The organism is Methylotuvimicrobium sp. (genome assembly GCF_050611805.1).
In the GTDB taxonomy this organism is placed as follows: domain Bacteria; phylum Pseudomonadota; class Gammaproteobacteria; order Methylococcales; family Methylomonadaceae; genus Methylotuvimicrobium.
Map to the genome: position 1 here is coordinate 21,673 of NZ_JBNGHF010000037.1, position 25,360 is coordinate 47,032.

Genomic DNA, 25,360 nt, shown 5'->3' on the forward strand with positions numbered 1-25,360 from the left:
CGAACTGGCGTTCCTAGGCAGTTTTACTCCGTGCTGATACCTTTGTCGATATGTGATGACGGCGTTTTTGATGAAAGCAATACCAACGGTTCACGAAGGGAACAATGACAATATCGCAGAAAAACAAGCAATTTAAGTTTTCCATCAAAATCACTGTTGTCAGCCTGTTTTTATTGATGACATCGCTGGCCGTGATTGTCGCCATTAGTTTGCAATTTTATTTTACGAGTTCATTGGCGGTCGAATCGACTCTGATTACCTATCGCCAATCCGCTGCGAGTACCAGTGAATATTTGACAGCCATGGATCGACGCGCGGCTGATGCCACGCGCATACTGGCCGGTAATCCCGATATTTTGAGCGAAGATCGAGTGACGGAGCGAACCCGCGACATCTTTGCTGAAGTACTCAATGAGAATCCTTTGTTCTATGCCGCTTATATCGGGTTTGGCGATGGCGATTTTTACGAACTGATCAACCTGAATACGAGCGAAGCCGTACGCATGCAATTACAGGCATTGCCGCAGGACAGGTGGGTCGTTATCACGGTCTTGGGTAAAGGCGATCAGCGGATTCGGGCATTTCACTATTATGACGAACAATTTAATCTCCGAACCAGCCGAACAGAGCGGAGCGACTATTTAGCCAACAAGCGCCCTTGGTATATTCAAGCCAAATTGGGCCGGGTCCATAAAACCGCGCCCTATCAATTCCAGCATCTTCAAGCGCCCGGCCAGACTTATTCGATGCCGGTCGCCGGTCGGGATGCGGTTCTGGCGATCGATGTTGCGTTGTCTACTTTGTCCGATAAGCTCAATGAACAAATGTTGAGCAAAGATAGCCGCATTTATCTCTATCAGAACAATGGCGAAATTATTGCCTCTAGTGAAAACCGAATGCCGCCGACCGCGATGCCGAAAGTCGAGCCCCTTGTACTTAGCGACCAACAACGACAGTTGATAGAGAAAAATCCCATATTGACGGTATCGAACGAGCTCGATTGGCCGCCGTTCGATTTTGTCATCGCCGGCGAACCATTCGGCTATGCTATCGACCTATTATCGATAATCGAGCAAATGACCGGCTTGCAGTTCGACTATGTCAACGGTTATAGCTGGCCTCAGCTGGTCGCGATGTATCGTGCCGGTCAGATCGATATTTTACAGCCGGTGGTCGGTACCGAACAAAACGCCGCCTTAGGTATATTGAGCAAGGCCTTTGCCGAGCCACCGGATGGTATTCTGATGCGCAAGGATCAAACGCCGGTTACATCAATCCGGCAATTGCAGGGAAAACGGGTTGCAATACCGGCCGGTTGGTCCATCATCGCTCCTTTCAAGCAAATGTTTCCGGACGTCGACATTATCGAAGTCGATGGCGTACGAGGGTTGTTCGATGCGGTGCGGCGAGGTGAGGTCGATGCCGGCCTCGATACTGCCGCTATTCTGCATTACACGGCGCGGCAGTTTTTCTTCGATGATGTCGCCATCTATGAGGAGCTGGACTGGGAAGAATCTAAAATTCCCAATAGTTTGCACTTTGTAGTGCGACCGCAACGGAAAGAAATTATCGAGCTGATTAACTTGGCTCTGGATAATTTAACCGAACAACAGCTAGGTTGGTTAAAGTCGCGCTGGCTTATCGATGCGGAAAGGGGCACTAATCGGGATGTTATGGTTCCATACCAAGCGCTTATCAGCTTGGCTTCAAAATCTTCCGAACTCAACAGGCTGCATAAAATGGAGTTCGATGGCGAGCTGCACTTCGTCTATGTGCAGGCCATTGGCGAAAACCATCGGGCGGCCGATTTTTTTGCCGTGATCACGCCGGCATCCACCGTGCTGGCTCCTGCCGTTGCTCAGGTCAATACCGTGATATTGATTACCGGTGGCTGTTTATTATTATTGTTGCCGCTTGCTTTTTGGCTGGCTTCGTTGATTGTTAGGCCGATCAAGCATCTCGCTCTGGAAAACGAAAAGATTCAACGGCGTCGATACGGCGAACTCGACCCGATGGACAGCCATATTATCGAAATCGATGAGCTATCGGGTTCGATGATGACCATGGCTCACTCGATACAGCGGCATGCCAAAGAACGGGAAGAGTTGATGGAGTCGTTCATCCAGTTGATCGCCCAAGCCATCGATGACAAGTCAGCCTACACGGCGAAGCACTGTGCGAGGGTTCCGGAGTTGGCTATCTTGTTGGCGCAAAAAGCTGAAGAGAGTCATCGGCCGCCATTCGATACATTCGGTTTCGGTAACGAAGATGCCTGGCGCGAATTCCGTATCGGAGCCTGGCTGCACGACTGCGGTAAAATTACGACACCGGAGCACATCATCGATAAAAGCACCAAGCTGGAGACGATTTATAACCGCATTCACGAAATCCGCATGCGCTTCGAAGTGTTGTGGTGCGATGCCGAAATCGACTATTGGAAGCAATGTTTGGTCGCGCCGAATGACGAGGAACGGTGTCACCTCGAATTACAGCGGAGCCAGCAACAACTCCAGGAGGACTTTGCCTTCGTAGCCGAATGCAATTTAGGCGGTGAAAGCATGAGCGAGGCCGATATCGATAGACTGAATCAATTGGCACGCATCACTTGGCAGCGGCATTTCGATGACCGATTAGGTTTATCTCCGACCGAGCTTGCGCGATATCCCGAGACGCAAACACCGCTGCCGGCCACGGAGCCACTTTTGGCGGACAAGTCTTGGCATATCATCAAGCGCCTGCGAAACAACATTCATGATGAGCGCTTGGGTATCAAAATGGCGATACCGGAACATCTTTACAATTTAGGCGAATTGCATAATCTGACCGTCCCACGGGGTACCTTGACCGAAGAAGATCGTTTTAAGATTAACGAGCACATGATCAGCACGATCAAAATGCTCGACAAACTGCCTCTGCCCGATGATCTGCTCCAAGTGCCGCGCTATGCTTCCACGCATCATGAAACGCTAGATGGGCGAGGCTATCCGCGCCGACTAACCGCCAAAGACCTTTCGATTCCGGAGCGTATCATGGTGCTGGCCGACATTTTCGAAGCATTGACGGCTGCCGACCGACCGTATAAAGATGCAAAGCCGATCAGTGCCGCGCTCGATATCTTGCATAAAATGGTGGAAGAGCAGCATGTGGACCGTGATGTTTTCGAGCTTTTCCTGCGAAGCGGCGCCTATTTGGAGTACGCGAAACGTTATCTGCGCCCCGAGCAGATCGATGAAGTGGATATTCGGCGCTATCTTGGATAATGAGCCATTTGACATTCCTGTCATTGCCCGCTTATGGCTGGTTCAACTCGTGTGATAGCATGACAGCAACTTGAGTCGGCTAAGGAGCCTACAATGAAAACAGTATTGATCGGCGGAACGGCCAACGGCCAACTATTGATGGATGCCGCGATGGCGAATCGTCATGGCGTCATTTCCGGTGCGACGGGGACCGGTAAGACCGTGACTTTGCAAGTTTTGGCGGAAGGTTTTTCGAGACTGGGTGTACCGGTATTTTTGGCCGATATCAAAGGAGACTTGTCGGGAATCGCGACGCCAGGGCAAGCGCACGAAAAAATTACAGAACGCGTGACGGGAATCGGTATCGCCGACTTCCAATTCCGGGGAAATCCCTCGGTCTTTTGGGATTTGTTCGGCCGAAACGGGCATCCGGTGCGTACGACGATGTCCGATCTTGGTCCTTTGTTGCTCAGCAATCTGTTGGAATTGAACGACACGCAAACCGGTGTGATTTATAGTGGCTTTAAAATCGCCGACGACGAAGGGTTGTTATTGCTGGACCTTAAAGATTTGCGCGCGATGTTGAATTGGATGGGTGAAAATTCAGCGGCACTGTCCAGGCAATACGGCAACATCACATCGGCAAGCATCGGTGCGATACAGCGGCGTCTGTTGGTGCTCGAGGAACAAGGCGCAGAACATTTCTTTGCCGAGCCTGCGATCGAGCTTGATGATTTTTGCCGGACCGATTTTTCTGGCAATGGCGTGATCAGCATTCTCGATGCGACCGAATTGACGACGAAATCACCGCGGCTGTATGCGACCTTTCTGCTATGGATGTTGTCGGAACTTTACGAAACCTTACCCGAAGTGGGCGATAGCGATAGACCGAAGCTGGTGCTATTTTTTGACGAAGCGCATTTACTGTTCAATCAGGCGCCGAAAGTCTTGCTCGACAAGATCGAACAAATCGTCAGGCTGATCCGTTCGAAGGGCGTCGGCGTCTATTTCATTAGTCAAAGTCCCTTGGATATTCCTGCGCCGATTCTTGGCCAGATGGGGCTGAAAATCCAGCATGCGCTACGCGCATTCACGCCGGCCGATCGTAAGGTGCTAAAAAACGTCGCGCAAACGTTCAGGGCCAATTCTGGCTTCGATACCGAAACTGTGTTGCAAGAGCTGAAGACCGGCGAAGCACTGGTTTCGGTGCTGAACAAGGACGGCAGCCCAACCCCGGTCGAGCGTACGTTGATCCGGCCGCCCGAGTCGAAAATCGGAACGCTTAGCGATGAACAACGTAGCGAACTGATCGGTCGCTCGCCGTTCAAAGGACGTTACGATCAAATGGTCGACCGCGAATCGGCCTACGAAATGTTGAAGCACAAAGCCGAGCAGCAGGCATTTCAGGCGCAAGCAGCACGCGATCTCAAGGCGTCGACAACGAGACGGTCCGGCGCTTCGAATCGGCAAAGCGTCGGCGAGGCGCTGATCAAGAGCACCGCGAGAACCATCGGCTCGCAGCTCGGCCGCCAGATCGTGCGCGGCATCATGGGGTCGCTGCTCGGCGGCAAACGCTGAGCGTGGTCGCACGAAACGTCCCTCCTGCCATGACTTTCACAGTATTTATGGGTTCCCACGGAGGACTGTGGGAACCAGAAACATTGCACATCGGGGGCTTCGATGAAAACCATGGCTGTCGAGCATCAGTGGCTTCCCTTCACCTAGCTTTAGGTGTGGGGCGTTCTCTGTGGGAGCGATCCCTAGATCGCGATTTCGGAGCCGGGCGCGTTTAGCTGACAATAAACGGCATCGAGGCCATCTTAGCTCAACCTCATGGCTAACCCCATTTGTGTTGACGAGGTCGATGGAAGCCTTGCGAGCTCAAGTAATGTCGTAAATGCCGGGCTTCGCGAGCGCTCAGCCCAGCTTACAAGAAACTTGTAAATAACGGCGAGCGTAGAGCGAAGGAGCGATGATCAATCGGGAAGTTATTTGATACGAAACCCCAAGATGAAGAAAGCTCCCATTCAGGTTTGGCACAGCCTCGAAACCTCAACAATCCTGCAAGCATTGCACGCCGACGCCGGCCAAGGTTTGAGCGAAGACTAGGCGCTATGGCGTCAGGCTGAATACGGGCCGAATCAGCTGACCAAGCGCCGCGGCAAAGGTCCGCTGAGGCTGTTTCTGTCGCAGTTTCATCAACCCTTGATCTATATTCTGCTCTGCGCCGGAGCCTTGACGGCCTTCTTGGAGGAATGGGTCGACAGTAGCGTGATTTTCGGCGTCGTGCTGGTCAATGCGATAATCGGATTCATCCAAGAAACCAACGCGCTGAAAGCGATCAATGCCTTGGCTCAGGCTTTCGACATCAATTGTACCGTGCTGCGCGGCGGGCTTAGACGGACTCTTTCCGGTTCTGAATTGGTACCGGGAGACATCGTCATTTTGCAATCCGGCGACAAGGTTCCCGCCGATTTACGTTTGCTTAAAATTCGCGAATTGTAAATCGACGAGTCGGCGTTTACCGGAGAATCGATGCCGGTCGAAAAGCGTCTCGCTAGCCTGCCAGTTGAAACCGTGTTGGCCGATTGCAGCAATATGGCATTTTCGTCGACGCTAGTGACTTACGGCAGCGGCATCGGCGTGGTCATGATGACACTGCTGCAACTGGTATTCACGTACTGGCCGCCGATGCATGCCTTGTTCGGCGTCGCCCCGATCGGTTGGCAGGAGTGGGGATTGATCATCACGGCCGGTTTCATAGTATACACGACGGTGGGTTTGGAAAAACTGTTGCGGCGGCGGTTTAGAAGGGGGGTGATCGATCCATCGAAGCTAAAGCAGGCCCCTTTTTTGCAATCGGCGATTGATTTGCCGATGATACGGATTGGCCAAAAATGGCCGAATCAGCGACAAGCTGATCAACCAAGCCGGAGGCTTCAACAACGGGACTTTGTTCATCAATAGCATGTAGGCATCGAGTTCCGAAACGACACGGCCTTTCGCGTCGCTGACATGCTACTCCATTAAGGCTTTTTGTGGGTCGATGCCCACTTCGTGTAGGCGGCTTTCTTGGCCGGTGATATCGAACCAATAAACGTCTTTTCCATGACGTCACTCCAGTTTTTCATATTGGCGCCGGTCGGGGATGCATTTCGGACAGGCGCCGTCGTAATAGACGACTAGTTTCGTCGGGTGAGGGGCGATTTCTTTGCTTGGTTTGTAATTCTCAGGCGTTGCCACCTCATTTTATTCGTCAGGCATTACAGACTCGAATCGCGCTCTCCAGTCTGCAAAACGGAGTTAAGTCTTACATTTGTGACATCCATGCTTCCTTTTCCGCCTGTTTCATTGCGCCATACGCTAGAGCTTAGCTCACATCAAATTATTCGCCAATAGAAAAAAGGCATTGTAGCGATTAGTCATCGCTAACCAAACTTAAACAATGTGCATCTATACGCATGAGTATCAATGATCGATGCAAGACCCCGAAGACCACATGCCCTTCTCGTTCAAGAACAAAAAGATCTAAATGTCAAATACAAGGTCTGACCCCGATATTTCAGCAAGCCATCACTAAATTTCGATTAATTAATGAAACCGATTGGAATTCTGCTATTCCAGTACCGCGTGAGCGACTTCCCGTCGTGAGCGAAAAAGAAGCCTTGGCCGCTATTTAGGATTAGTTAAAACGTAATGGAGTGTTAAAAATCGTTTTCCGAACCTGTTCAGAAAACAACAGCTTGACGGAGCCAGTGGCAGACAGGTCACGGCCAAAATAGACCGTTGGAAATTCAATGAAAATTAGAAATTTTTCTCAAAAGCAGACGTCCAATCCGTCATTGTTTACAATTTCGAAAATAGGCAACGTCAGGAGTTTTTACATTTTATAAGGCATTAGTTCTTGATTTTATTGCATTGAAATTCTTCAATCGAGTCTGAACCTATTGGTTCACAAGCACAAGAGTGGACTCTACATCCTCAGAAGCCCAGGAAACGATCAAAAAATCTTGCCACGAAGGCGCTTGGAGTGGCGTTTTCGCCAGGATAGGTTCGAAAATGCCTTTAAATTTCCTATATTTTTGGCCTTCACTCATTCGTTGCCCTGCACCTGTTGGCCCTTGTGCGCGTTGATCAGCATGTGGCATTCCAAGCAGGATCGCTCGAGCCTAAGCGCTGCCTCCTTGGTCAGTTCTGCATCGCTTTGTGCAGTTGCTCGTTTCAGGTCGTGTATGGCTTCATTGAAGGACTTGCCATGCTTCTCGTAGACGTCTGTGGACAGATAGCCATCAATTGTGGCGGCGTACCTTTCCATGTCCACGGCTGCGGCATTGACACGGTTGAGTCTGCCCCGAACGATCGCATCGAGGACATCTTGCATCGAGTCTGACTTTCGACGCATCAATTGGTTCTTCAAGTTGCGATGAGACGGATTCTTATCATATTCGCCGGCATAGCGCCAAACCTCGCCAAAGAGCCAAACGCCTAGAGCGACAAACAAAGCGCCACTTAAGAGCGCAACCCTCCACTGCAAGCGATTTCTTTGACTCATGCTTTTCTCCTAGCAGAAAACGAAGTAAAGGCCCCCGCGTTTTTGGCGATGGAAAACGATTCGGACTACTGGTATTAAGAGGTTCCTGGGCTTGTTGAGTGGATAAACCATCTCTGTCGACCCGCAAGTCTTCCAATACCTGCTTGATATACAAGGAATGCCAGTTTCTTGGTTCTTATTCCAATTCCAGCTCGAGCACTTTAACAAAAGTACCTTACTATTCACTGACACAAAGCAAGATTTGAATGCGGTTCTAAGCCAGGGCTAATTAGGTCGAAGCAACATATTTTCTGTTTATATGATTTAGCTTTACAGTTTTGTGAACGTCTTCTTAGCGGAAAGCTCCATTATAAAGCAGCGAAAGGGGTCACTCATTAGCCTGTCGTCGTCAATAAGCCAAACTAATCCCTCAAGCAAATTTTGGCTTTTTTCGAATTAACTGTCTTTTAAGATCAATCTTTTCAACCTGTTATTGAACCGGTGGGTTTCGTGGTCGCGAGGTCCAAGAGTGGGGCAAAAGCTTGTATCATAATTTGAGTTACATCCATATCGGGATAATCCACCAAAAAGAGCAGTTATTTCTCTGCCTCAGCCGATAAAACGTAATCGCTAAAATTCTGTAAATCCTTGACGCGATTGCCGACAAACTTCGCTCGTTTTTCCATCAGTTTACAAGATTTGCTGCTCGAAACATAAGAATGATTAGTTTCGGCCCAAACCGCTTTAATCCCAGTTCAAAACCGACATGGAAACCATTGAAATCGGCTAACACAATGAATGGGTCATGATCCTCAGAGAGCACGTTCCGGATAATTACTGTGAAAGTTCGTAGATTTGGACTCTTTATCTAATTTTTTCGATAAACGAAGCTCGGCGGAGAAAATGCCGGCTCCGAAGAGGGGGCGAGTGACCGCACCCTCCACCACCAAGAACTTTCATTTACCGTGGCGATGGCCAGGCCTTCATGACCGTTATATTATGGTTATCACATGGGTGACTGCGTAGAAGGCCATCCTATCGACATTTTGATTGTCGACAACATCGGCGTAGTTTTTAGAGCCCGACAACCCAATGTCATTCGAAAGGGTTCGGGAGTCCGCTATTCTTAGGCTCGACACAAGCGAAATCGCGATCAGGAGTGATTATGAAAACACAAGACAAGCCCTTGGCGGAATTCATCAAGGCCGTGGCCTTTGCCGCCGACAAGCACCGACATCAACGGCGCAAGGATGCGGGGGCCTCGCCTTATATCAATCATCCGATTGAATTGGCCAATGTGCTGTGTCACGAGGGCGGCGTCGAACGGATCGTCGTTTTATGCGCGGCAGTCCTGCACGACACGATCGAGGACACACAAACCACCGCAGCCGAACTCGAAGCGGTGTTCGGTCCACAGGTCGCCTCGGTAGTCTTGGAGGTCACGGACGATAAAGCGCTGAACAAAATGGTGCGTAAACAACTTCAGATCGACCATGCGCCGGAGCTGTCCGAAGCAGCCAAATTGGTGAAGTTGGCCGATAAGATCTGTAATCTGCGCGATATTCTGACGGCGCCGCCCGCGGGGTGGTCGCGCGAACGTAAACGGGAGTATTTCGACTGGGCCAACGATGTGATCGGCGGTTTACGCGGTATTCATCCACAGTTGGAAGCCATTTTCGATGCGTTATATGTCCGTCAAAATGAACTCGAATAAGGACGCCCGGCACTGCCGTTAAGATAAGGTTTGCCGCGGCAAATCCGCTTGCCTGCCCCATTGCGCCCATGAACCGTCGAACATCGGGATATCCGTCAGACCGATCCGATACAACGCCAACAGTAGCAGTGCCGCCGAAACACCCGAGCCGCAACTGGTGACGATGGGCTTGGTTAAATCCACTCCGGCGTCGAAAAAGATCCGCCGCAACCGCTCGTCCGGCAATAGCGTGAAGTCATCCGGTGCAAATAACCTTCTATAAGGAATAGTGAGGCTGCCCGGAATATGACCCGGCAGAAGACCGGCATCGTGTAGCGGCCGCCGACCGTTGAAACTGTCCTCGGAGCGGGCATCCAGAATTTGTTTGCTGCCTCGTTGTTGGATAAGCTTCATTTGATCTAAATCCGCAAACAGTTCGGGACGAAATACCGCTTCGAAGCGTTTTGGCGACGGACGGCTGAAGTCGGACGAGACCGGAAACCGAAGCTGTTGCCATCGGGTCAAGCCGCCGTCCAAGACACTGACCTTATCATGTCCGAACACCCGAAACATCCACCAGGCCCGGGCGGACGCAAAAAAATGATTGTTGTCGTAAACGATCACCCACGTATCATTGCCGATTCCCAATTGCCCCGCTTGTTCGGCAAACTGAACGGCATCGGGCAGCGTATGAGGCAGGGGACAGGTCGAATCGGCGATGTTATCGATGTCGAAAAATTGCGCGCCTGGGATATGCGCTGCATCGAATTCCTTTGGGGCATTGCGTTGCTGACGGGGCAAAAAGTAGGTGGCATCCAGGATGATTCGATCGGAAACATCCGGATTCTGTTGTAAGCATTCGCTGCTGACCAATGCATCGTTCATAGAGACCTGGGATTGTCGGAAATGAGTCGGGCTGATTGTAATCGATTGGTGTTTGGCTGGGAAAATATCTGAAAACCGATTCCGTCAACATCGAATTGACAGTGTCGGCGTTCGCCATGCAAAAGGTAAAAAGGCCGAAAAGCGCGGATGCAAGCATTTTTCGGCATCGAAGCTAAAGCAGCCCTCTTTTTTGCAATCGGCGATTGACTTGCCGATGATACAGATTGGCAAGAAATAGTCGAATCAGCGGCAAGCTAATCAGCCAGGCCACAGGCTTCAACAGCGGAACCTTCTTCATCAATAGAATGTAGGCATCGAGTTCCGAAACGACCCGACCGTTTGCATCGCTGACATGTAATTCCATTAAAGCTTTTTCCGGGTCGATGCCCAATTTCTGTAAACGTTTTTCTTGTCCGGTGATATCGAACCAATAAACGTTGTTTGCATGGCGCCCTGCTAGCTTTTCATAATTGCGGCGGTCGCGAATGCATTTCGGACAAGCGCCGTCGTAATAGACGACCAGTTTCGTCGGTTGATGGCCGATTTCTTTGCTTGGTTCGTAATTCTCAGGCATTGCCGGCCTCATTCGGTCCGTTTCGATATCAAAGACTCGAATCGCGCCAGCCAGTCTGAGAAGTTTGCGACATAGTTATAGCCGCAGACGGTTTCTAAATGTCTGGCTTTGACGACTTCATGAATGCGCTGGGCTCGTGTCCGGGTTTCCCGCTCTGGCCCGAACGGATTGAAACGCATTCCCGACTCGGTCAAAAACACATAGTCGCAGACGAACAGCACGTCCCGGTAAATGTAGAGGGTAAATCCAGGCGTGTGCCCGCCAATGTGGAAGGCTTCGATGCCATAGACGATATAGTCGCTGGTAAAGCGCAAGTCAACATCGAACGAGGCCGACAACGGATGCCGCGCGTCCAATTCGTGCAAGCGTACTTGGGCATTCCAGAGTTTTCGGTATTGATTCGACGCGCCCATGAAATGATGATGGGTGAACAAGATGGCTTGCATCGGCGTCAAGTCCCGATTGAAAGCCGAAGGCGAATCGATCCAAGCCGCGCCTTGCTCTGTTTCGATTCGATAAGCGGCATGTTCCAGGCCCAATTTCGGCACCGAAAGCAATTGGCTAACATAATCGTTGACCGGGCGTACGATCACTCGATAAGTTTTCTCGGCCTCGTCCCACGTCAAAAACCGGTCATGCCGGGCACCGCAAAACGGACATATATCGGGTATCTCGCCGATCATGTTGTAACCGCATTCGAGGCAAACCCATTGCGGCGTGTCATCGAAGAGTTTTGGTTCGTTAGGCATGGAATTATTTGCCGATACTTTTTTACAATCGATGTAAAGTGAAGGACAGGGTGGGAGCGGCGCACTCATCGCGACGAAGGCGTCGCTCCCACAAGAGATTACCGTTCATGTTTCGTGGTGATGCACAGGTTTCATGAACGTTAGTTTCAGGTCCGCCAGGGATGCGACGGTAAATCGGCGAGGCCGATCACATCGACGCCGGCTTTGGCGACCTGATGATCGTTCTCCACCGAACTGCCACTGACGCCGATCGCGCCGATCAAAACACCGTCTTCATCGACAATCGGGACGCCGCCTGGAAAGGTGATCAAGCCATCGTTGGAGTGTTCGATTCCGAAAAGCGGTCCGCCTGGTTGCGATAGCTGGCCGATTTGACCGGTATTCATGCCGAAGAAGCAGGCGGTCTTGGCTTTCTTGATGGCAATGTCGATGCTGCCGACCCAGGCGCCGTTCATTCGTGTGAACGCTTTCAAATCGGCGCCGGAATCGACCACGGCGATACACATTTGCGTGCCGATTTTGTTGGCCTCAGCGACGGCTGAAGCAATGGCTTTTTCTGCTTGTTCATGGCTTACGTGCATGGTTTTTCTCCTCGCTTGTTATCGTTATTAGACCGGATGGCTTATTTTGGCTTGATCATCCGTTCCGGCCGGACGATGGCGTCGAATTGTTCGGCACTCACCAGGCCGCCGGCAATGGCCTCTTCGCGAAGCGTCGTGTCGTTTTGCAAAGCCGTTTTGGCAATTTGGGCAGCCTTATCGTAGCCGATCAGAGGAACCAGCGCGGTGACCAGCATCAGCGATTGTTCCATCAATTCTGCTATCCGTTCGGTATTCGGTTCGATGCCCGCCACGCAATGTTCGGTAAAACTATGCGTGGCATCGCCGAGAAGGCGTATTGATTGCAGCACGTTATATATGATCACCGGCTTGAAGGTATTGAGTTCCAGCTGGCCTTGCGCGCCGGCCAGGGTTACTGTGGTGTGATTGCCGATGACCTGGGCGCAAGCCATCGTCAATGCCTCGCACTGGGTCGGATTGATTTTGCCCGGCATGATCGACGAGCCTGGCTCGTTAGCCGGCAAAATCAGTTCACCGAGTCCGGAGCGCGGACCGGAACTCAGTAGGCGAATATCGTTAGCAATTTTATTGAGGCTGACCGCGCTGCAATTCAATACGCCGGATAGTTCTACCAGTGCGTCGTGCGCGGCTATCGCTTCGAACTTGTTGGCTGCCGATGTGAAAGGATACCCGGTGAACTTGGCAACTTCAACGGCGAATAGTTCGGCAAAACCTGTGTTCGAGTTCAAGCCCGTCCCGACTGCGGTCCCGCCTTGCGCGAGAGGATACAGGCGTTTGAGACTGTCTTGTAGCCGTTCGATGCTGAGTTGTACCTGTGCCGCATAACCGGAAAACTCTTGGCCCAACGACAGCGGTGTCGCATCCTGTAGATGCGTGCGTCCAATCTTGATAATATCGGCCCATTCTTCGGATTTCTCATACAGCGTTTGCTGTAAGCCTTGCAATGATGGGGTCAGCAGGAAATGGATTTGCTCGACCGCGGCGATATGCATCGCGCTGGGAAAGACATCGTTTGAAGACTGGCTGAGGTTGCAGTGATCGTTGGGGTGCGCCGGCGATTTCGAACCGAGCGCGCCGCCCAGGCGTTCGTTGACCCGATTGGCGATCACTTCGTTGGCATTCATATTGGACTGCGTGCCGGAGCCAGTTTGCCAGATCACGAGCGGAAAGTGTTCATCCAATGCGCCGTCGATGACCTCCTGTGCCGCATCGACTATTGCGCGCCCGAGCTTTTGATCGAGTCTGTTTTGGGCGATATTGCTTAAGGCTGCACAACGTTTGACGATCCCGAGCGCACGGATGAGCGGGCGGGACAGGCGTTCGTCGCCAATCGCGAAATACTGCAACGAACGCTGCGTTTGCGCGCCCCAGTATTTATCGGCGGGGACTTCAATGGAACCCAATGCGTCGCTTTCAATCCGCCCGGGCAAACTTCCGGTTGCCATACTTACTATGCAAATACGCTAACAGTAAGCGATGACTATTCGGCTGGTTTATTGAGCATTTTTCGCACTTCACCCAAATGGATCTCTTCCTGGGCGATCATTCGGCGCGCATATTCTTCGAGTAGAACGCTACGGCCGTTGACCAATTCCAATAAACGATGGTATTCGGCCAATGCCGATGCTTCATGATCCAACGATTCCCGGAGAATGGCTCCGATATCGTGACGGTGCGTTTCCAGTAACGGACCGATTCCCAAAGAGGGGTGTCCGCCCAAGTGGGTAATCATTTCGCCGGCTTCGTTGGCATGGAGTAACGATTCATTCGCTTGACCGCGCATCCAAGAAACGATGGGGATTCGGTTGTAGCCGACAACCATCAAGGCATAATGCGTATAACGAACCACGCCCGCCAGTTCCGCTTCCAGAATGTTATTCAGCACTTTGATCACGGCGTCGTTATCGATTTCTGTGTTTGTCATGAGTATCTCCTGAAGTCAGAGTGGGTGATTCTGACTATAGCGCTTTTTTGATCGTTGAGATAGCAAACTTTAATCTTAGAAAAAGCATTTCACTATGAAGATCATAAAGAATAAGAGGTTAATTCAATAACTTGCTGTGCATTTGTATAAGGCTTTCGTCTACTTCGGCGCCTAATTTTGATCTACGATGGTTATATTTATGACCAAATCCTTAATAGCGTGACGGTAAACGAGCGACCGAATTTAATTTCCAGGGTTTCGGATTGATGGCTGCCTCTAATTTATCCTCCAATGGGTCGTCCAACTCATGAAAAAAGTCCAAGCCGGTTAATTTTTCGATAGTGTCCACGGAGACGATAAAGTCGGTCAAAGGCTCATTGCCTCGCACCGTTTGCGGGATCAGGAAGGCCAACATTTTGATTCCGGATCCGGTTTCCGCAGCATAAATTTTATAAAAAGCCTCCGGTACTTCCACTTTCCAGCTGCTCTTCAATCGATTCAAAGGATTCGAAAATACGGGGCCGGTTATTACCCAGACGTGTCGATGCAATATGGGAAAGTAGTCGACTTCAACGGCTTCCAATCGCTGCCACACTTTTTGATTTAGATTCGATCTTTGAGGGGTAATGTTGGTCATTAAAAACGTATCCAACTGCGCTTGTTTGCCATATAGCCGGCTTATGGCATAGTTAGGTGCCATGTGGCCTCGGTCGAAACCGCTACGGGTATAGTCTTGATGGCTGATACGCGTCAGGCTGCGCCAATCGGTGCTGAATGTTTGCGGCCGTTTATGGATCCGGGCATTATCTTTGATACTGGTTACTTGGTAGATAACCCAAAGCGGATTGCCACGAATGTCCGAGTATCCGACCATGAATCCATCATTGCGAAATACCCTCGACCAAGTCAGTGGCTGATACCAGACTTGAGTTTGCGGGACGCCTTGGTAAGCCATGTCCGGCCTAGCTAACAGCACTTCATGGCTGTATCCGCCAACCAGGGGGAGTAAGGTCAGTACACTTACACGCGGATATTTTTTACCGATTCTAAAAAAAGTGACGAATGTAAAGAGTAAAAAGTGCTTTTTCTTGCGTCTTCTTCTTGCCATGTCGGTTAGAGAATGATGTTCATAATCCATAAAAGAGCAGTTGAGAGCCTCAAACTACCGTTCGCCCTGAGCCTGTCGAAAGGTGAAGGGTAGTTTGAGGGCCGGTGAAAGTGTTGTAGACCGGTCATGCTTCGACTTGGCTCAGCACGGACGGTCTGCAAAACATGCCTGCTGCTCTTTTCAGGATAATAGGCTGTGTCAAATAGGTTTTTTGCAAAACTTTTATTAAGTTATGAGTGTAAGGTTATGATTATAAGATAATTAATAGGGTGTTTGTTGTTCAGAGTGGATTAAAAGCCGATGGGCAACTGTAGCGTTCAGATTATTAGACGTTTTTTCGCTCGCAAATAGGAGTAAGAGCGCGCTCCGAAAGTTGGAGTCAAGATTGAATTGAAGGCTGAGGTGCGTGCCTTATAATCGAACCACGATGATGACGTATTTATTCGACATGATAAATTTTTTCGGCTCAAGATTTTACTATGCGCAAAATTGACGAATTGATTACGAAGTTGAGCTTCGGCTTTTCAATACCGGGCTTATTGCTGGCGACGCTTTTTTTCGCATTTTCGCTTACACCAAGTCTAGTGCCCCGTCCTTTTTCGTTTCAAGGTGTGATTTCCGGTTTGTCTTTTACGGCGGGATACGTGCTTGGCGTTTTCGGTCGATGGTTTTGGGATTATGTCCAATTGCCGTTGCCTGGCCGCGAAGCGATCAGGATTGTTAAGGTCGTCGCGTCGGGTGTCTGTTCGATCGTTGCAATCGCCTTTCTTTGGCAGGCCTCGCAATGGCAAGACGATTTGCGGTCTATGATGGGTATGGAGCCGGAAGGTGCGATGCCCTCTTATGGCATTGCCTTGATGACTTTACTCGTTTTTGGCGTATTAATACAGTTTGCTCGATTGTTTCGGCGTACGTTTCAATTTTTGTCTCTAAGGCTGGCGCGATACATATCCGATCATGTCGCGCATGCGATAAGCATATTGGCTGCGGGGATATTGTTTTGGTCGGTTATCGATGGTGTAGTGGTTTCTTTGTTCTTACGTGCGACGAATAATTCTTATCAACAATTGGATGCCTTGATTCAAGATGATTTGGAGCGTCCCGACGATCCAATGAAGACCGGTAGCGAAGCCTCCTTGATCGCTTGGTCGGACTTAGGTAGGCAAGGTCGTATATTTATGTCGTCAGGCCCTACAGAGAAGGCGTTGAACGATTTTTTCGTTGAGCCGGTGCTTGAGCCAGTGCGCATCTATGTCGGGCTGAATGCGGCGGATACGCCTGAAGAAAGAGCCGAATTGGCTTTGCAAGAGCTAAAACGCGTCAAGGCCTTCGACCGTTCGGTGTTGTTATTGGTGACGCCCACGGGTACCGGTTGGATAGACCCGGCGGCACTGGATACCGTCGAATATTTACATCGAGGCGACATCGCGACGGTCACCGCGCAATATTCGTATTTACCCAGCGCCTTGTCCTTGATAACCGAAGGGGAGTACGGTCTGGAAATGGCTAGAGCGCTGTTCGAAAAAGTTTATGTCTATTGGACGAACTTGCCTCGCGATCATCGACCGAAATTGTATTTACACGGGCTGAGCTTGGGCGCGCTGAATTCCGATCGTTCTTTCGATGTGTACGACATCATTCAAGACCCATTCAACGGAGCGCTATGGAGCGGCCCGCCATTCCGTAGCGAAACCTGGCGCAAAGTGACGCAAGAAAGGGAACCCGACTCTCCGGTATGGCTTCCCCGTTTTCGTGATGGCGCCGTGATTAGATTCATGAATCAATATACGGGGTTGAATGACGATAATACGACATGGGGGACTTTTAGAATCGCTTATCTGCAATATGCCAGCGATCCGATAACGTTTTTCGATAGCCATGCGTTCTTTCGAGAGCCGGAATGGATGCAAGCTCCCAGAGGGCCGGACGTCTCGCCGCATCTAAGATGGTATCCGGTTGTAACGATGCTGCAATTAGCCGCCGACATGGCGGTCGGGTCTACGCCGCCGGGGTTCGGTCATGTTTTTGCCGCTAAACATTACATCGATGCATGGCTAGCCTTGACCGAACCTAAAGGCTGGAGCGAAGAGCAATTGAACCGTTTGCGGGCTTTGTTCGAAGGACGATAAGGCATCTGTTAAGGCCTATCGATTTTTCATTCAATGATTCTAATATGACTATCGCATTGCTAGTTTCGGTAGTGAATTGAGTTAGCGTTATGGGGTCTGATTTTTGATTGACGAAGAGTAATAATTAAATTCGATGAAAACACTCAGACTTATATTAGGCGACCAGCTTAGCCGAACCATCAGCGCGCTGAGCGATATCGATCGCACCTTCGATGTCGTGCTGATGATGGAAGTCCAAGACGAGGCGACCTATGTCAAGCATCACAAGAAAAAAATCGTATTGATCTTATCGGCGATGCGACACTTTGCCAAATCGTTACGTGCCGAGGGAATCCAGGTCGATTACATCAAGCTTGATGATGAAGGCAATACCGGCTCGTTTACGGGCGAGCTCCAACGAGCGCTTCTTAAGCATCGAGTCGATCGTATAGTCGTGACCGAAGCTGGTGAATGGCGTGTAAGCGAGATGATGCGGCATTGGCCGGAATTGCTCAAGCTGCCGGTCGAGGTTCGCGAAGACATGCGTTTTCTGTGTTCGCATAGCGAGTTTACCGATTGGGCGAAAGGCCGTAAAGAATTCCGAATGGAATTTTTCTATCGCATGATGCGCCGCAAAACCGGTTGGTTGATGAACCGCAAGCTTCCGGAGGGCGGGAGTTGGAATTATGACAAGGACAATCGCAAAGCGTTGCCCAAATATATTGAACCGCCTTTGCGAAAAGGATTCAGTCAGGATTCGATCACGAAACAAGTCACGTCCATGGTAGAACGGCGATATCCTAATCATATCGGAGACCTCGACTCGTTCAGTTGGGCTGTGACCAGAAGCCAAGCGCTGGCGGCACTTGATCATTTCATCAATGACTGTCTGCCCAATTTTGGCGATTATCAGGATGCGATGAGGCAAGGAGGGGATTTTTTGTTTCATTCGTTGCTTTCCCCTTACCTCAACATCGGACTGTTAGAGCCCGAGGAAGTATGTTTGGCGGCCTTAAACGCATACCAAAAGATGCAGGCACCGTTATCGACAATCGAGGGCTTTATCAGGCAGATTCTGGGTTGGCGAGAATTCGTGAGGGGTATTTATTGGCTCAAGATGCCCGATTATGCGGGAAGCAATTTTTTAGGAGCGGAGCGAAAGTTGCCGGCATTTTATTGGACCGGCGATACCGATATGCGTTGTTTGCGCGAATGCATAACGTCAACCCTACGTTTCGCCTATGCCCATCATATTCAACGATTGATGATTACCGGCAATTTCGCGTTGTTGGCCGGTATCTCGCCGGTCTATGTCGAAGAATGGTATTTGAGCGTTTATGTCGATGCTTTCGAGTGGGTCGAATTGCCTAACACGCACGGCATGGCTCTGTATGCGGACGGCGGTATTTTCGCGTCGAAACCCTATGCAGCATCAGGCGCTTATATTGATCGGATGTCCGATTATTGTTCCGGATGCCGCTACCAAGCGAAATTGAAACTGGGCGCCGATGCCTGTCCTTTCACATTCTTGTATTGGTATTTTTTAATCGTCAACGAACAGAAACTCAAAAACAATTCCCGGATGGTGATGGCTTTCCGTAATTTAGATCGCCTTGATGACGAAACCAAACGAAACCTCGTTCTGCAGGCCGAACATTTTTTAAAGGCCAACGGCATTTTCTGAGCTAGCTGAGTAGAATGACACCTTGCCATGGATTAGATCGCTTGCTGTAATACTGCCGTTCGCCGAAAGCAGGTTAGGGGGTAATTCGTCTACGACAATGTTGCACTTCGCTAAATTGTCAATACTCGCGATTGACTAACATTATTTGCACGGTAACCTTATCGTTAAACCTTTCGTACTCCAATTGATTTTTTAGGTTGATTGACCATTGAGGACGGATCATGCGTAAAATTTTGATCATAGGTGCTAGTAGTGGTATCGGCGCAGCTCTTACCCACTTGGCTCAGGGGCAATTCCAAACTTATTCCATCAGTCGTTCAGACGCAGAACCGGGTTTGTCGGAACATTTTAACTGCGATGTCTTAACCGATCCCTTACCGGCTTTGGACGAGCCCTTGGCCGGCTTGGTTTATTGTCCCGGCAGTATCAACTTAAAACCCTTCGCAACGATCAAGCTCGATCAGTTTCGGCAGGATTTGGAACTCAATCTGCTGGGTGCGGTGCGCTGCTTGCAGCATTATCAGCGTAATCTTCAGGCGGCGGAGACGGCCTCGGTCGTGCTTTTTAGCACCGTAGCGGTGAATACCGGTTTTACATACCATGCCACAGTCGCAGCCGCTAAAGGTGCGGTGGAAGGTTTGACCCGCTCCTTGGCTGCGGAATGGGCTCCGAAGATACGCGTCAATGCGATCGCCCCGTCATTGACCAACACCCCGTTAGCCGAACGTTTGATACGCGAAGATAGTAAAAAACAGGCTGCCGCCGCGCGCCATGCGCTGAATCGCATCGGTGAAGCCGAGGACATCGCTCAGATGGCGTTGTTTTTATTGTCCGACAAAGCCGGTTGGATTACCGGTCAAATTATGCGTGTCGACGGTGGAATATCGGCAGTCAGGACTTAGTCGTTTGGAATTCGCCTCAGCCTTGCATTTGCTGGTTCATTGGTTCACTTTTTGGAAAAGGAGAAGGCGGTCATGAGTAAAAAGTACCATACGGTTGTGATCGGCGGCGGTTGTCTGGGCGCTGCCTGTGCTTTTTCGATAAGGCGCAAGCTCGGCAGCAAAGCAGAAAAGGTGGCTATCGTAGAGAAAAAAGTATTGGGGGCGGGTTTGAGTTCCCGCCATAGCGCGATTGTCCGCTCGGCCAATGCGTCGCCAATGGCGGCAAGGATGGCCAAAATAGCCACGCAGTATTGGAAAAACCTGCAACCGATTTGGGGTGTCGATATCCTTTTTGAACAGTCAGGGGCTATTTGGATCGCCGAGAGTCATTCCGGAAAGGCCTCAAAAAATTGGATGGACTTAGAGCAAACAATGCAAAAAGAAAGCATCGACTTTACGATGATTTCTCATCAAGATGTGACCGAACTCACTCGAAATGCGGTTAAAACCGTCCCCGAGGAGATTTACTATTACGAGCCTGACGTCCTGCAGTTAGATTCCCCGCAAATCCTGAATGCAATGCAGACCGCCGCTCAAAAAAATAACATCGACATTTTAGAGCATTGCGAGGTCTTCGATTTTGAGCAAGATACTCGACATGATATTTCCGCCTTACACACCAGCCAGGGAAAAATCCTGGCGAAGCATGTGGTCAATGCGGCGGGCGGTTGGAGTTCGGAATTGTTTGCCGGCATCGGTTTGCACATTCCCGTGGCATTGGAGCCCGTGTACGCGGCTAATTTTCTGGTGAGTGTCAGCGATATTCCGGAATCAATGCCGATTATCGCCGACTATGTCAATCAAGCCTATTTTAGACGCTGGCGCGGCAGTATTCTGCATATGCACCAACCGAGACGGCGCAATGCTAAAGACATTGCCCGTTCATTCAGCCGAGCAGCGATGAATCCCGATGGTGCCAATGTCATTTACGACGCGTTGAGTTTTAATGTTAATCATCAGCAACTCGACAACTATCTCGGCAAAATCATCAGCCGTTTTCCAAGAATCGGAAAACCCGTTTATGCCGGAGGCTATCATTCATTTTTCGATATTACGCCCGATCTAAAATTCATTCTGGGGGCTGACACGCAAGTAAGTAATCTCTATCACTGCTTGGGCGCCGGCCAAGCTTTGAAATATGCGCCGATTTTCGGCGAGATCATCGCTGAATTAGTCGTTGAAAAACGCATGCCGGTCGATTCGATAGACATTGAGGAGTTTTCCATAGCACGATTCGTTGATAAAGACTTGTCTGAATATTGGCGTAGCGATTCTTTACAGCCGAGTGCTTTGTAGGTCGATAAGCAAACGTTATCCGGTCGGAAGTGTGGTGCTTCTGCGATAAAATGTAACTTGACTACTCTTGTATGCATAGCGATTCAGATTGACTGCATAACGTTTGCTTCAGGTGCGCGGCAGAACCGCGTTACTCTGTAAGCGCTTGTTAAGTGCTGACTGAACTTGTAAATGTAAGCCGATTACCAAATGGGTCAGCAATCGACATATCTTTGCTGCCCCACGGCTTTTCTTGTACGCCAGGCCTAGCGTATTTATAGTTTTTACCAAGTAAAAGCTCATGATACTGCTCTAGATTACTTACCTGAATTCGAAGAGCCGCACCAGGGCTGCAGTCTCCATGATGCTCAGATATATGAAGAACGCAGTCACCTTTTGAAATCTGCATATAAAGTGGTAGATCTTCCTCAAATCTATGCTCCCAATCTAAATTGAATTCTAAAAAATCCAGATAGAATTCTTTAGCTTTTATTTCATCGAAGCTTCTTAATATTGGCGTTGTATTTCCAAATTTCATTTGAACTCCAATTTGCCCAAAGTTACTTAACGCTCGGACTCAATGGAGTCGGAGCGGAGCGGCGACTTACATTGGAGCCATTGCTATATGCCCGCAGCAACCAAAGACTCGACATGATACTCAGGTCTATGAGCCGACAGATCATGAGTCGATTGCAGATTAAGCCAAAATTCAGGGGACGTATTGAAAGCCTCAGAAAGTAGCCAGGCAGTATCTGGCGTAATACCACGTTTACCACGTACAATCTCATTAACGCGTTGAACGGATATACCTAAATGAATAGCCAGAGCTTTTTGGGTAATCTCAAGAGGCTCAAGAAACTCTTTAAGTAATATCGTACCTGGGTGTGTTGCAGTTCTGTTCGTCGGAATCATACGTCACCTCACTATTAGTGATAGTCCATAATTTGGACATCATGAGCTGCATTGGCCTCCCAACGGAAAACAATGCGCCATTGATTGTTTATACGGATACTGTGAAAACCCTTGAGATCACCTTTGAGTGGTTCCAGTCTGTTTCCAGGCGGAGATTTAAGATCGTCAAGGTTTTGAGCAGCATTGATTATGTCCAGCTTATACAGCGCTAATTCATGAATCTGGTTGGGCAGTTTTCTAGCTTTGTTGCTGGAAATTCCGTGAAACAAGTCTGAAGTGGCCTTATCACCGAATGAAACAATCATGATGCCGATATTAACGGATTCACGGTATTCATGCAATTTTTAGCGTAAAGCTAACCGGGCGCGGCCCGGAAAGCCGAAAAACAGAACCGCCTTGTCCCCGCGCTCCGGTTGAGCGCCATGTTAGGCTTTATTGGAAACTCTGTGATGCCAGTAACCTGGTTCACGATGACAATGCATAACCGCAATAATGAGTACGTAGTCTTTTTCGATGGTTAGAGTATTGCGTAGGGAAATACACGAGTAAGGCATAGCCGAATATCGTCCTCAAAAATAGTTCAGCGTTTTGGGTCTTCGATAATCTGCTGGACAGCGCGTTCAACCGCCGCGATGAAACGAAACTCCAAACCTTCCTGACAACCCGCGTAATATTGGGCGGCCTCTTCGTACTCTCTAAAGGCATCGGGGTGGAACTCATACCTCATCGAGTAAACACCCGTCGCACACGTTCCAATACTTCATCGCCGGGGATAGTCTGTACACGTCCCGCTCGGACATCGTCACGGCGTCGCCGCGCCTCGGTTGACCAAAGTTGTTGAATATAACCGTCTTCTGCCGGGTCAAGGCTTTCTACAAGACGGTCGGCGAGCAAAGCGCGTGCTTCACTAGGCAAAGCGAGAGCCTCTTCGGCAATTTGTTCGACTGTCAAAATCATAACGATAGACCTTTTTAGAAATACGATAGAAATATACCAACGAAGAGTCCAGTTGCCCCTTTGCTACGACTAGGCAATAAAGTGGGCGACTGAAAATAGTTTATTGGCTGTTTATTTGTTATAGGGCGTAATTTTACCTGTAGCAACGCATTTTGAACATCCACGAGCGTTGGCATTATTCATGCCACCAGGTGATCGTGCATATGCGCTCATGCAAATTTTCCGAAATAACTAAATAACTGGGGTCAGGTACGAGTTAAATGATACTGAATTGACCTGCGTTTAATTTGTACCTGACCCCAGCTATTTTTTGAGTTGTTCTGGTTTGCAGTTCTTATCCAAAACTCCCGTTCTGGCATATTCTATATCGCCGCCAAACGGCCGAACCACTGCTCCGAAGGCATCTAGATTTCTAGCGAAGCGTTCGGGCTCCAAGTTCAGTTCTCGAGCAAATTGCGTTTGTTCTTCGATGTAGTCTTCCAGAAGCAAGAAAAAAAGACAGCGAACACCGTTCCTAGTTGTTCCCACGTAACTGTGAGTTATCCACATGACTACTTTCCTTTTTGCGTAACGTTAAGGTAAGGGGCGCGTCCCTTTGACCGATTTATTAGGCCGGCAAACAAACCCCAAGGCTAAAAAGCTACCCGCCAAAACAACAATTTAGGGTTTTCACTCTGTGCCCAATTATTAATGACAAATGTAAGGCCTGACCCCAGCGCTCGTGACCCCAGCGCTCGTTCCGGCGCAAGGCGACGGGACAGACAAGGCCGAACGAAGTGAGCGCCGCGATTCCCGGCGGCGAAGCCGCCGGGAACGCCGCAAATCACCGGCGTTAAAAAGCAGAGCGACGAGGAACGAGGAGTAACGCTTTTTAACGTCCGAGTGAATTTGCCTTGTTAGATTCATCTGTATCTTTGCTTCTTAGGCAACTTAAGAACTTCTCTAGAGAGAAAATCGATTGACTCCCCATCTCTAAGCATCGCATTTAGTAACTCTTTTAACTTTCGGTCAAAACTATTATTGTTTATAGGTGAACCATTGGCGGCAATTACAAAGTTATACGGTATCAAGTAGCGTACTCGTAACTCTACATCGCCACCCAACTCGACAAGTTCTCCGTCTATTACTGCCGCATTGTCATCATATTCCGCCCGATTGACCTTGGTTTCACCTTTATAAAGGCCATATTCTTCAGAACAATATCCATGCTGCTCTATCCAATGCGCTATTCTATCTTCTATATCTGGATATAGACCCGTTGATTCCATTTTATCTGTTTCAACATAAACGAACTTTTGGTAATAATCGCCCTCATTAACTGCTGCTATTTTCGTTATTTTATACTCATCCCAATCCATCAAAAAAAGGCCATCATCAGTTGATTTGAACGAGTGAATATGAAGATTGCCATCTCGCCACCACCATATAGGGCTTGCATTATTGAAGTCCAATGGCTCTTCAAGCAGTTTTCCTAGCCTCATTTTAATGTCACTTTGTGTCGTGAACCATTGAACGCCCCTGACACCAGGGAAAGCAGAAGAGAATCTATCGGCAAAAAATACTGTACTATCAACATTCAGCGATGGTTTCTCTGTTTTGTGTTCTTCGTCTACTAAAGCTTCTTCTTTTGTATCAACTGGTTCTGCAAAAGGATTGATGCCAATAGGCGGTTTACTCTCGCGAGCCTTATGTATCTCTTTCAATAATTCGATACGCTCATCTTCAGAATCATTGGCATCTGACAAATCAATATATAATCGAGACCCCAAAAATACTGGAAGTTTTTTATGCCCTTTAACGTTACGAACTACCGGAATAAATTTATTAGTATCTTGCTCCGCAAGTAATTCTGCGGTAGCTATCATTTTTTCGTAGCCTACACCACCCTTGCCCGAGTCTGCTTTTTCTATGTAATTGTCTGTTGAAACTATCAGTACTCGTTCTGACTTACTTAACCCATGCTCCATGAATTTCGCAAGATCAGAACCCAATGCCAAATCCCATTGATCAAGAATCGCATCAATCCCATTGTCTCTAAGGTACGTTGCAAGCTCTTTAACCCACGATTTATGGGAAGAGTTGTCATGAGAGTAAGAGATAAACACTTTTGGGGGATTTGACACTATATATTTTCCATTTTGAATCTATAGAGCCCGTGATTAATTAAGCTACATTCGAAGCGTATTTAGTATCTTCCAG

25 protein-coding genes and 1 pseudogene are annotated in these 25,360 nt (G+C 49.2%); 10 read left to right on the forward strand and 16 right to left on the reverse strand.

Features of this window, described 5'->3' with window-relative positions; all coding sequences use genetic code 11:
* Positions 1-104: 104 nt before the first annotated feature.
* The 5 genes and pseudogenes from ACRJJO_RS16050 (at position 105) to ACRJJO_RS16070 (ending at position 6,206) form a co-directional block, all read left to right on the forward strand.
* On the forward strand, positions 105-3,260 hold the full coding sequence (locus ACRJJO_RS16050) for an HD domain-containing phosphohydrolase (protein WP_431066680.1): 3,156 nt from the start codon (positions 105-107) through the stop codon (positions 3,258-3,260).
* 93 nt (positions 3,261-3,353) lie between these two features.
* Positions 3,354-4,817: a helicase HerA-like domain-containing protein gene (locus ACRJJO_RS16055; protein WP_125217350.1), complete on the forward strand. Its 1,464-nt coding sequence runs from the start codon at positions 3,354-3,356 to the stop codon at positions 4,815-4,817.
* Between the two features lie 552 nt (positions 4,818-5,369).
* Positions 5,370-5,465: pseudogene (locus ACRJJO_RS16060) on the forward strand (cation-transporting P-type ATPase); the annotation flags it as partial.
* A 9-nt stretch (positions 5,466-5,474) separates the two neighbouring features.
* Positions 5,475-5,744 carry a hypothetical protein gene (locus ACRJJO_RS16065; RefSeq protein WP_431066699.1) on the forward strand — a complete coding sequence of 90 codons (270 nt, stop codon included), beginning with the start codon at positions 5,475-5,477 and terminating at the stop codon, positions 5,742-5,744.
* Between the two features lie 30 nt (positions 5,745-5,774).
* Entirely contained in the window at positions 5,775-6,206 is a 432-nt protein-coding gene (locus ACRJJO_RS16070) for a cation transporting ATPase C-terminal domain-containing protein (protein WP_431066681.1), read from the forward strand.
* Positions 6,207-7,332: 1,126 nt separating this feature from the next.
* Here ACRJJO_RS16070 and ACRJJO_RS16075 read toward each other — a convergent pair.
* Positions 7,333-7,791 carry a hypothetical protein gene (locus ACRJJO_RS16075; protein WP_404359411.1) on the reverse strand — a complete coding sequence of 153 codons (459 nt, stop codon included), beginning with the start codon at positions 7,789-7,791 and terminating at the stop codon, positions 7,333-7,335.
* A complete protein-coding gene (locus tag ACRJJO_RS16080; protein ID WP_431066682.1) occupies positions 7,679-7,945 on the reverse strand; it encodes a cation-transporting P-type ATPase in 267 nt (88 codons plus the stop codon). Before ACRJJO_RS16080 ends, ACRJJO_RS16075 begins: the two co-directional genes overlap by 113 nt.
* A 990-nt stretch (positions 7,946-8,935) precedes the next feature.
* On the opposite strand from ACRJJO_RS16080, the gene ACRJJO_RS16085 reads away from it, so the two are divergent.
* Positions 8,936-9,484: an HD domain-containing protein gene (locus ACRJJO_RS16085; protein ID WP_431066683.1), complete on the forward strand. Its 549-nt coding sequence runs from the start codon at positions 8,936-8,938 to the stop codon at positions 9,482-9,484.
* A gap of 18 nt (positions 9,485-9,502) precedes the next feature.
* On the opposite strand, the gene ACRJJO_RS16090 is transcribed toward ACRJJO_RS16085, so the two are convergent.
* From ACRJJO_RS16090 to ACRJJO_RS16120, 7 genes are all read right to left on the reverse strand, one after another.
* Entirely contained in the window at positions 9,503-10,348 is an 846-nt protein-coding gene (locus ACRJJO_RS16090) for a sulfurtransferase (RefSeq protein WP_431066684.1), read from the reverse strand.
* 172 nt (positions 10,349-10,520) lie between these two features.
* Positions 10,521-10,922 (reverse strand): thiol-disulfide oxidoreductase DCC family protein, encoded by a 402-nt coding sequence (locus tag ACRJJO_RS16095; RefSeq protein WP_431066685.1) that lies wholly within the window; start codon positions 10,920-10,922, stop codon positions 10,521-10,523.
* Positions 10,923-10,930: 8 nt separating this feature from the next.
* Positions 10,931-11,671 (reverse strand): rubredoxin-like domain-containing protein, encoded by a 741-nt coding sequence (locus ACRJJO_RS16100; protein WP_431066686.1) that lies wholly within the window; start codon positions 11,669-11,671, stop codon positions 10,931-10,933.
* A 146-nt stretch (positions 11,672-11,817) separates the two neighbouring features.
* A complete protein-coding gene (locus ACRJJO_RS16105) occupies positions 11,818-12,252 on the reverse strand; it encodes a GlcG/HbpS family heme-binding protein (protein WP_404359492.1) in 435 nt (144 codons plus the stop codon).
* 41 nt (positions 12,253-12,293) lie between these two features.
* Positions 12,294-13,697 (reverse strand): class II fumarate hydratase, encoded by a 1,404-nt coding sequence (gene fumC / locus ACRJJO_RS16110; RefSeq protein ID WP_431066687.1) that lies wholly within the window; start codon positions 13,695-13,697, stop codon positions 12,294-12,296.
* 35 nt (positions 13,698-13,732) lie between these two features.
* Positions 13,733-14,176: a ferritin-like domain-containing protein gene (locus tag ACRJJO_RS16115; protein WP_431066688.1), complete on the reverse strand. Its 444-nt coding sequence runs from the start codon at positions 14,174-14,176 to the stop codon at positions 13,733-13,735.
* A 211-nt stretch (positions 14,177-14,387) separates the two neighbouring features.
* Entirely contained in the window at positions 14,388-15,284 is an 897-nt protein-coding gene (locus ACRJJO_RS16120) for a DNA/RNA non-specific endonuclease (protein WP_431066689.1), read from the reverse strand.
* Between the two features lie 479 nt (positions 15,285-15,763).
* On the opposite strand from ACRJJO_RS16120, the gene ACRJJO_RS16125 reads away from it, so the two are divergent.
* The 4 genes from ACRJJO_RS16125 (at position 15,764) to ACRJJO_RS16140 (ending at position 21,313) form a co-directional block, all read left to right on the forward strand.
* The gene (locus ACRJJO_RS16125; RefSeq protein ID WP_431066690.1) at positions 15,764-17,413 is read left to right on the forward strand and encodes an alpha/beta hydrolase; all 1,650 of its coding nucleotides are present in this window, start codon (positions 15,764-15,766) and stop codon (positions 17,411-17,413) included.
* A gap of 133 nt (positions 17,414-17,546) precedes the next feature.
* Complete coding sequence (locus ACRJJO_RS16130) at positions 17,547-19,076, forward strand: cryptochrome/photolyase family protein (protein ID WP_431066691.1); 1,530 nt, start codon at positions 17,547-17,549, stop codon at positions 19,074-19,076.
* Between the two features lie 221 nt (positions 19,077-19,297).
* Positions 19,298-19,978 (forward strand): SDR family NAD(P)-dependent oxidoreductase, encoded by a 681-nt coding sequence (locus ACRJJO_RS16135; protein ID WP_431066692.1) that lies wholly within the window; start codon positions 19,298-19,300, stop codon positions 19,976-19,978.
* 72 nt (positions 19,979-20,050) lie between these two features.
* Entirely contained in the window at positions 20,051-21,313 is a 1,263-nt protein-coding gene (locus tag ACRJJO_RS16140) for an NAD(P)/FAD-dependent oxidoreductase (RefSeq protein WP_431066693.1), read from the forward strand.
* Positions 21,314-21,461: 148 nt separating this feature from the next.
* Here the strand turns inward: ACRJJO_RS16140 and ACRJJO_RS16145 are convergent, their stop codons facing one another.
* The 7 genes from ACRJJO_RS16145 to ACRJJO_RS16175 all read right to left on the reverse strand — a co-directional run bounded on the left by ACRJJO_RS16145 (position 21,462) and on the right by ACRJJO_RS16175 (position 25,284).
* A complete protein-coding gene (locus tag ACRJJO_RS16145; RefSeq protein WP_431066694.1) occupies positions 21,462-21,830 on the reverse strand; it encodes a glyoxalase superfamily protein in 369 nt (122 codons plus the stop codon).
* An 83-nt stretch (positions 21,831-21,913) separates the two neighbouring features.
* Positions 21,914-22,204: a HigA family addiction module antitoxin gene (locus ACRJJO_RS16150; protein WP_014150329.1), complete on the reverse strand. Its 291-nt coding sequence runs from the start codon at positions 22,202-22,204 to the stop codon at positions 21,914-21,916.
* A 14-nt stretch (positions 22,205-22,218) separates the two neighbouring features.
* Complete coding sequence (locus ACRJJO_RS16155) at positions 22,219-22,545, reverse strand: type II toxin-antitoxin system RelE/ParE family toxin (RefSeq protein WP_216844573.1); 327 nt, start codon at positions 22,543-22,545, stop codon at positions 22,219-22,221.
* A gap of 239 nt (positions 22,546-22,784) precedes the next feature.
* The gene (locus ACRJJO_RS16160; RefSeq protein ID WP_431066695.1) at positions 22,785-22,931 is read right to left on the reverse strand and encodes a hypothetical protein; all 147 of its coding nucleotides are present in this window, start codon (positions 22,929-22,931) and stop codon (positions 22,785-22,787) included.
* On the reverse strand, positions 22,928-23,161 hold the full coding sequence (locus ACRJJO_RS16165) for an addiction module protein (RefSeq protein ID WP_216844572.1): 234 nt from the start codon (positions 23,159-23,161) through the stop codon (positions 22,928-22,930). The genes ACRJJO_RS16160 and ACRJJO_RS16165 overlap by 4 nt, the downstream gene beginning before the upstream one ends.
* 303 nt (positions 23,162-23,464) lie before the next feature.
* A complete protein-coding gene (locus ACRJJO_RS16170; RefSeq protein ID WP_431066696.1) occupies positions 23,465-23,710 on the reverse strand; it encodes a hypothetical protein in 246 nt (81 codons plus the stop codon).
* 353 nt (positions 23,711-24,063) lie between these two features.
* Positions 24,064-25,284, reverse strand: coding sequence for a toll/interleukin-1 receptor domain-containing protein (locus tag ACRJJO_RS16175; protein ID WP_431066697.1), 1,221 nt, complete (start codon positions 25,282-25,284; stop codon positions 24,064-24,066).
* Positions 25,285-25,360 lie beyond the last annotated feature (76 nt).

What these genes read in the sequence shown, in the direction of transcription:
- ACRJJO_RS16050 (WP_431066680.1), top strand. Translation starts at nt 105, where the DNA reads ATGACAATATCGCAGAAAAACAAGCAATTTAAGTTTTCCATCAAAATC.
- ACRJJO_RS16055 (WP_125217350.1), top strand. Translation starts at nt 3,354, where the DNA reads ATGAAAACAGTATTGATCGGCGGAACGGCCAACGGCCAACTATTGATG.
- ACRJJO_RS16070 (WP_431066681.1), top strand. Translation starts at nt 5,775, where the DNA reads ATGCCGGTCGAAAAGCGTCTCGCTAGCCTGCCAGTTGAAACCGTGTTG.
- ACRJJO_RS16075 (WP_404359411.1), bottom strand. Translation starts at nt 7,791, where the DNA reads ATGAGTCAAAGAAATCGCTTGCAGTGGAGGGTTGCGCTCTTAAGTGGC.
- ACRJJO_RS16085 (WP_431066683.1), top strand. Translation starts at nt 8,936, where the DNA reads ATGAAAACACAAGACAAGCCCTTGGCGGAATTCATCAAGGCCGTGGCC.
- ACRJJO_RS16090 (WP_431066684.1), bottom strand. Translation starts at nt 10,348, where the DNA reads ATGAACGATGCATTGGTCAGCAGCGAATGCTTACAACAGAATCCGGAT.
- ACRJJO_RS16095 (WP_431066685.1), bottom strand. Translation starts at nt 10,922, where the DNA reads ATGCCTGAGAATTACGAACCAAGCAAAGAAATCGGCCATCAACCGACG.
- ACRJJO_RS16100 (WP_431066686.1), bottom strand. Translation starts at nt 11,671, where the DNA reads ATGCCTAACGAACCAAAACTCTTCGATGACACGCCGCAATGGGTTTGC.
- ACRJJO_RS16105 (WP_404359492.1), bottom strand. Translation starts at nt 12,252, where the DNA reads ATGCACGTAAGCCATGAACAAGCAGAAAAAGCCATTGCTTCAGCCGTC.
- fumC (WP_431066687.1), bottom strand. Translation starts at nt 13,697, where the DNA reads ATGGCAACCGGAAGTTTGCCCGGGCGGATTGAAAGCGACGCATTGGGT.
- ACRJJO_RS16115 (WP_431066688.1), bottom strand. Translation starts at nt 14,176, where the DNA reads ATGACAAACACAGAAATCGATAACGACGCCGTGATCAAAGTGCTGAAT.
- ACRJJO_RS16120 (WP_431066689.1), bottom strand. Translation starts at nt 15,284, where the DNA reads ATGGCAAGAAGAAGACGCAAGAAAAAGCACTTTTTACTCTTTACATTC.
- ACRJJO_RS16125 (WP_431066690.1), top strand. Translation starts at nt 15,764, where the DNA reads ATGCGCAAAATTGACGAATTGATTACGAAGTTGAGCTTCGGCTTTTCA.
- ACRJJO_RS16130 (WP_431066691.1), top strand. Translation starts at nt 17,547, where the DNA reads ATGAAAACACTCAGACTTATATTAGGCGACCAGCTTAGCCGAACCATC.
- ACRJJO_RS16135 (WP_431066692.1), top strand. Translation starts at nt 19,298, where the DNA reads ATGCGTAAAATTTTGATCATAGGTGCTAGTAGTGGTATCGGCGCAGCT.
- ACRJJO_RS16140 (WP_431066693.1), top strand. Translation starts at nt 20,051, where the DNA reads ATGAGTAAAAAGTACCATACGGTTGTGATCGGCGGCGGTTGTCTGGGC.
- ACRJJO_RS16145 (WP_431066694.1), bottom strand. Translation starts at nt 21,830, where the DNA reads ATGAAATTTGGAAATACAACGCCAATATTAAGAAGCTTCGATGAAATA.
- ACRJJO_RS16150 (WP_014150329.1), bottom strand. Translation starts at nt 22,204, where the DNA reads ATGATTCCGACGAACAGAACTGCAACACACCCAGGTACGATATTACTT.
- ACRJJO_RS16160 (WP_431066695.1), bottom strand. Translation starts at nt 22,931, where the DNA reads ATGAGGTATGAGTTCCACCCCGATGCCTTTAGAGAGTACGAAGAGGCC.
- ACRJJO_RS16165 (WP_216844572.1), bottom strand. Translation starts at nt 23,161, where the DNA reads ATGATTTTGACAGTCGAACAAATTGCCGAAGAGGCTCTCGCTTTGCCT.
- ACRJJO_RS16170 (WP_431066696.1), bottom strand. Translation starts at nt 23,710, where the DNA reads ATGTGGATAACTCACAGTTACGTGGGAACAACTAGGAACGGTGTTCGC.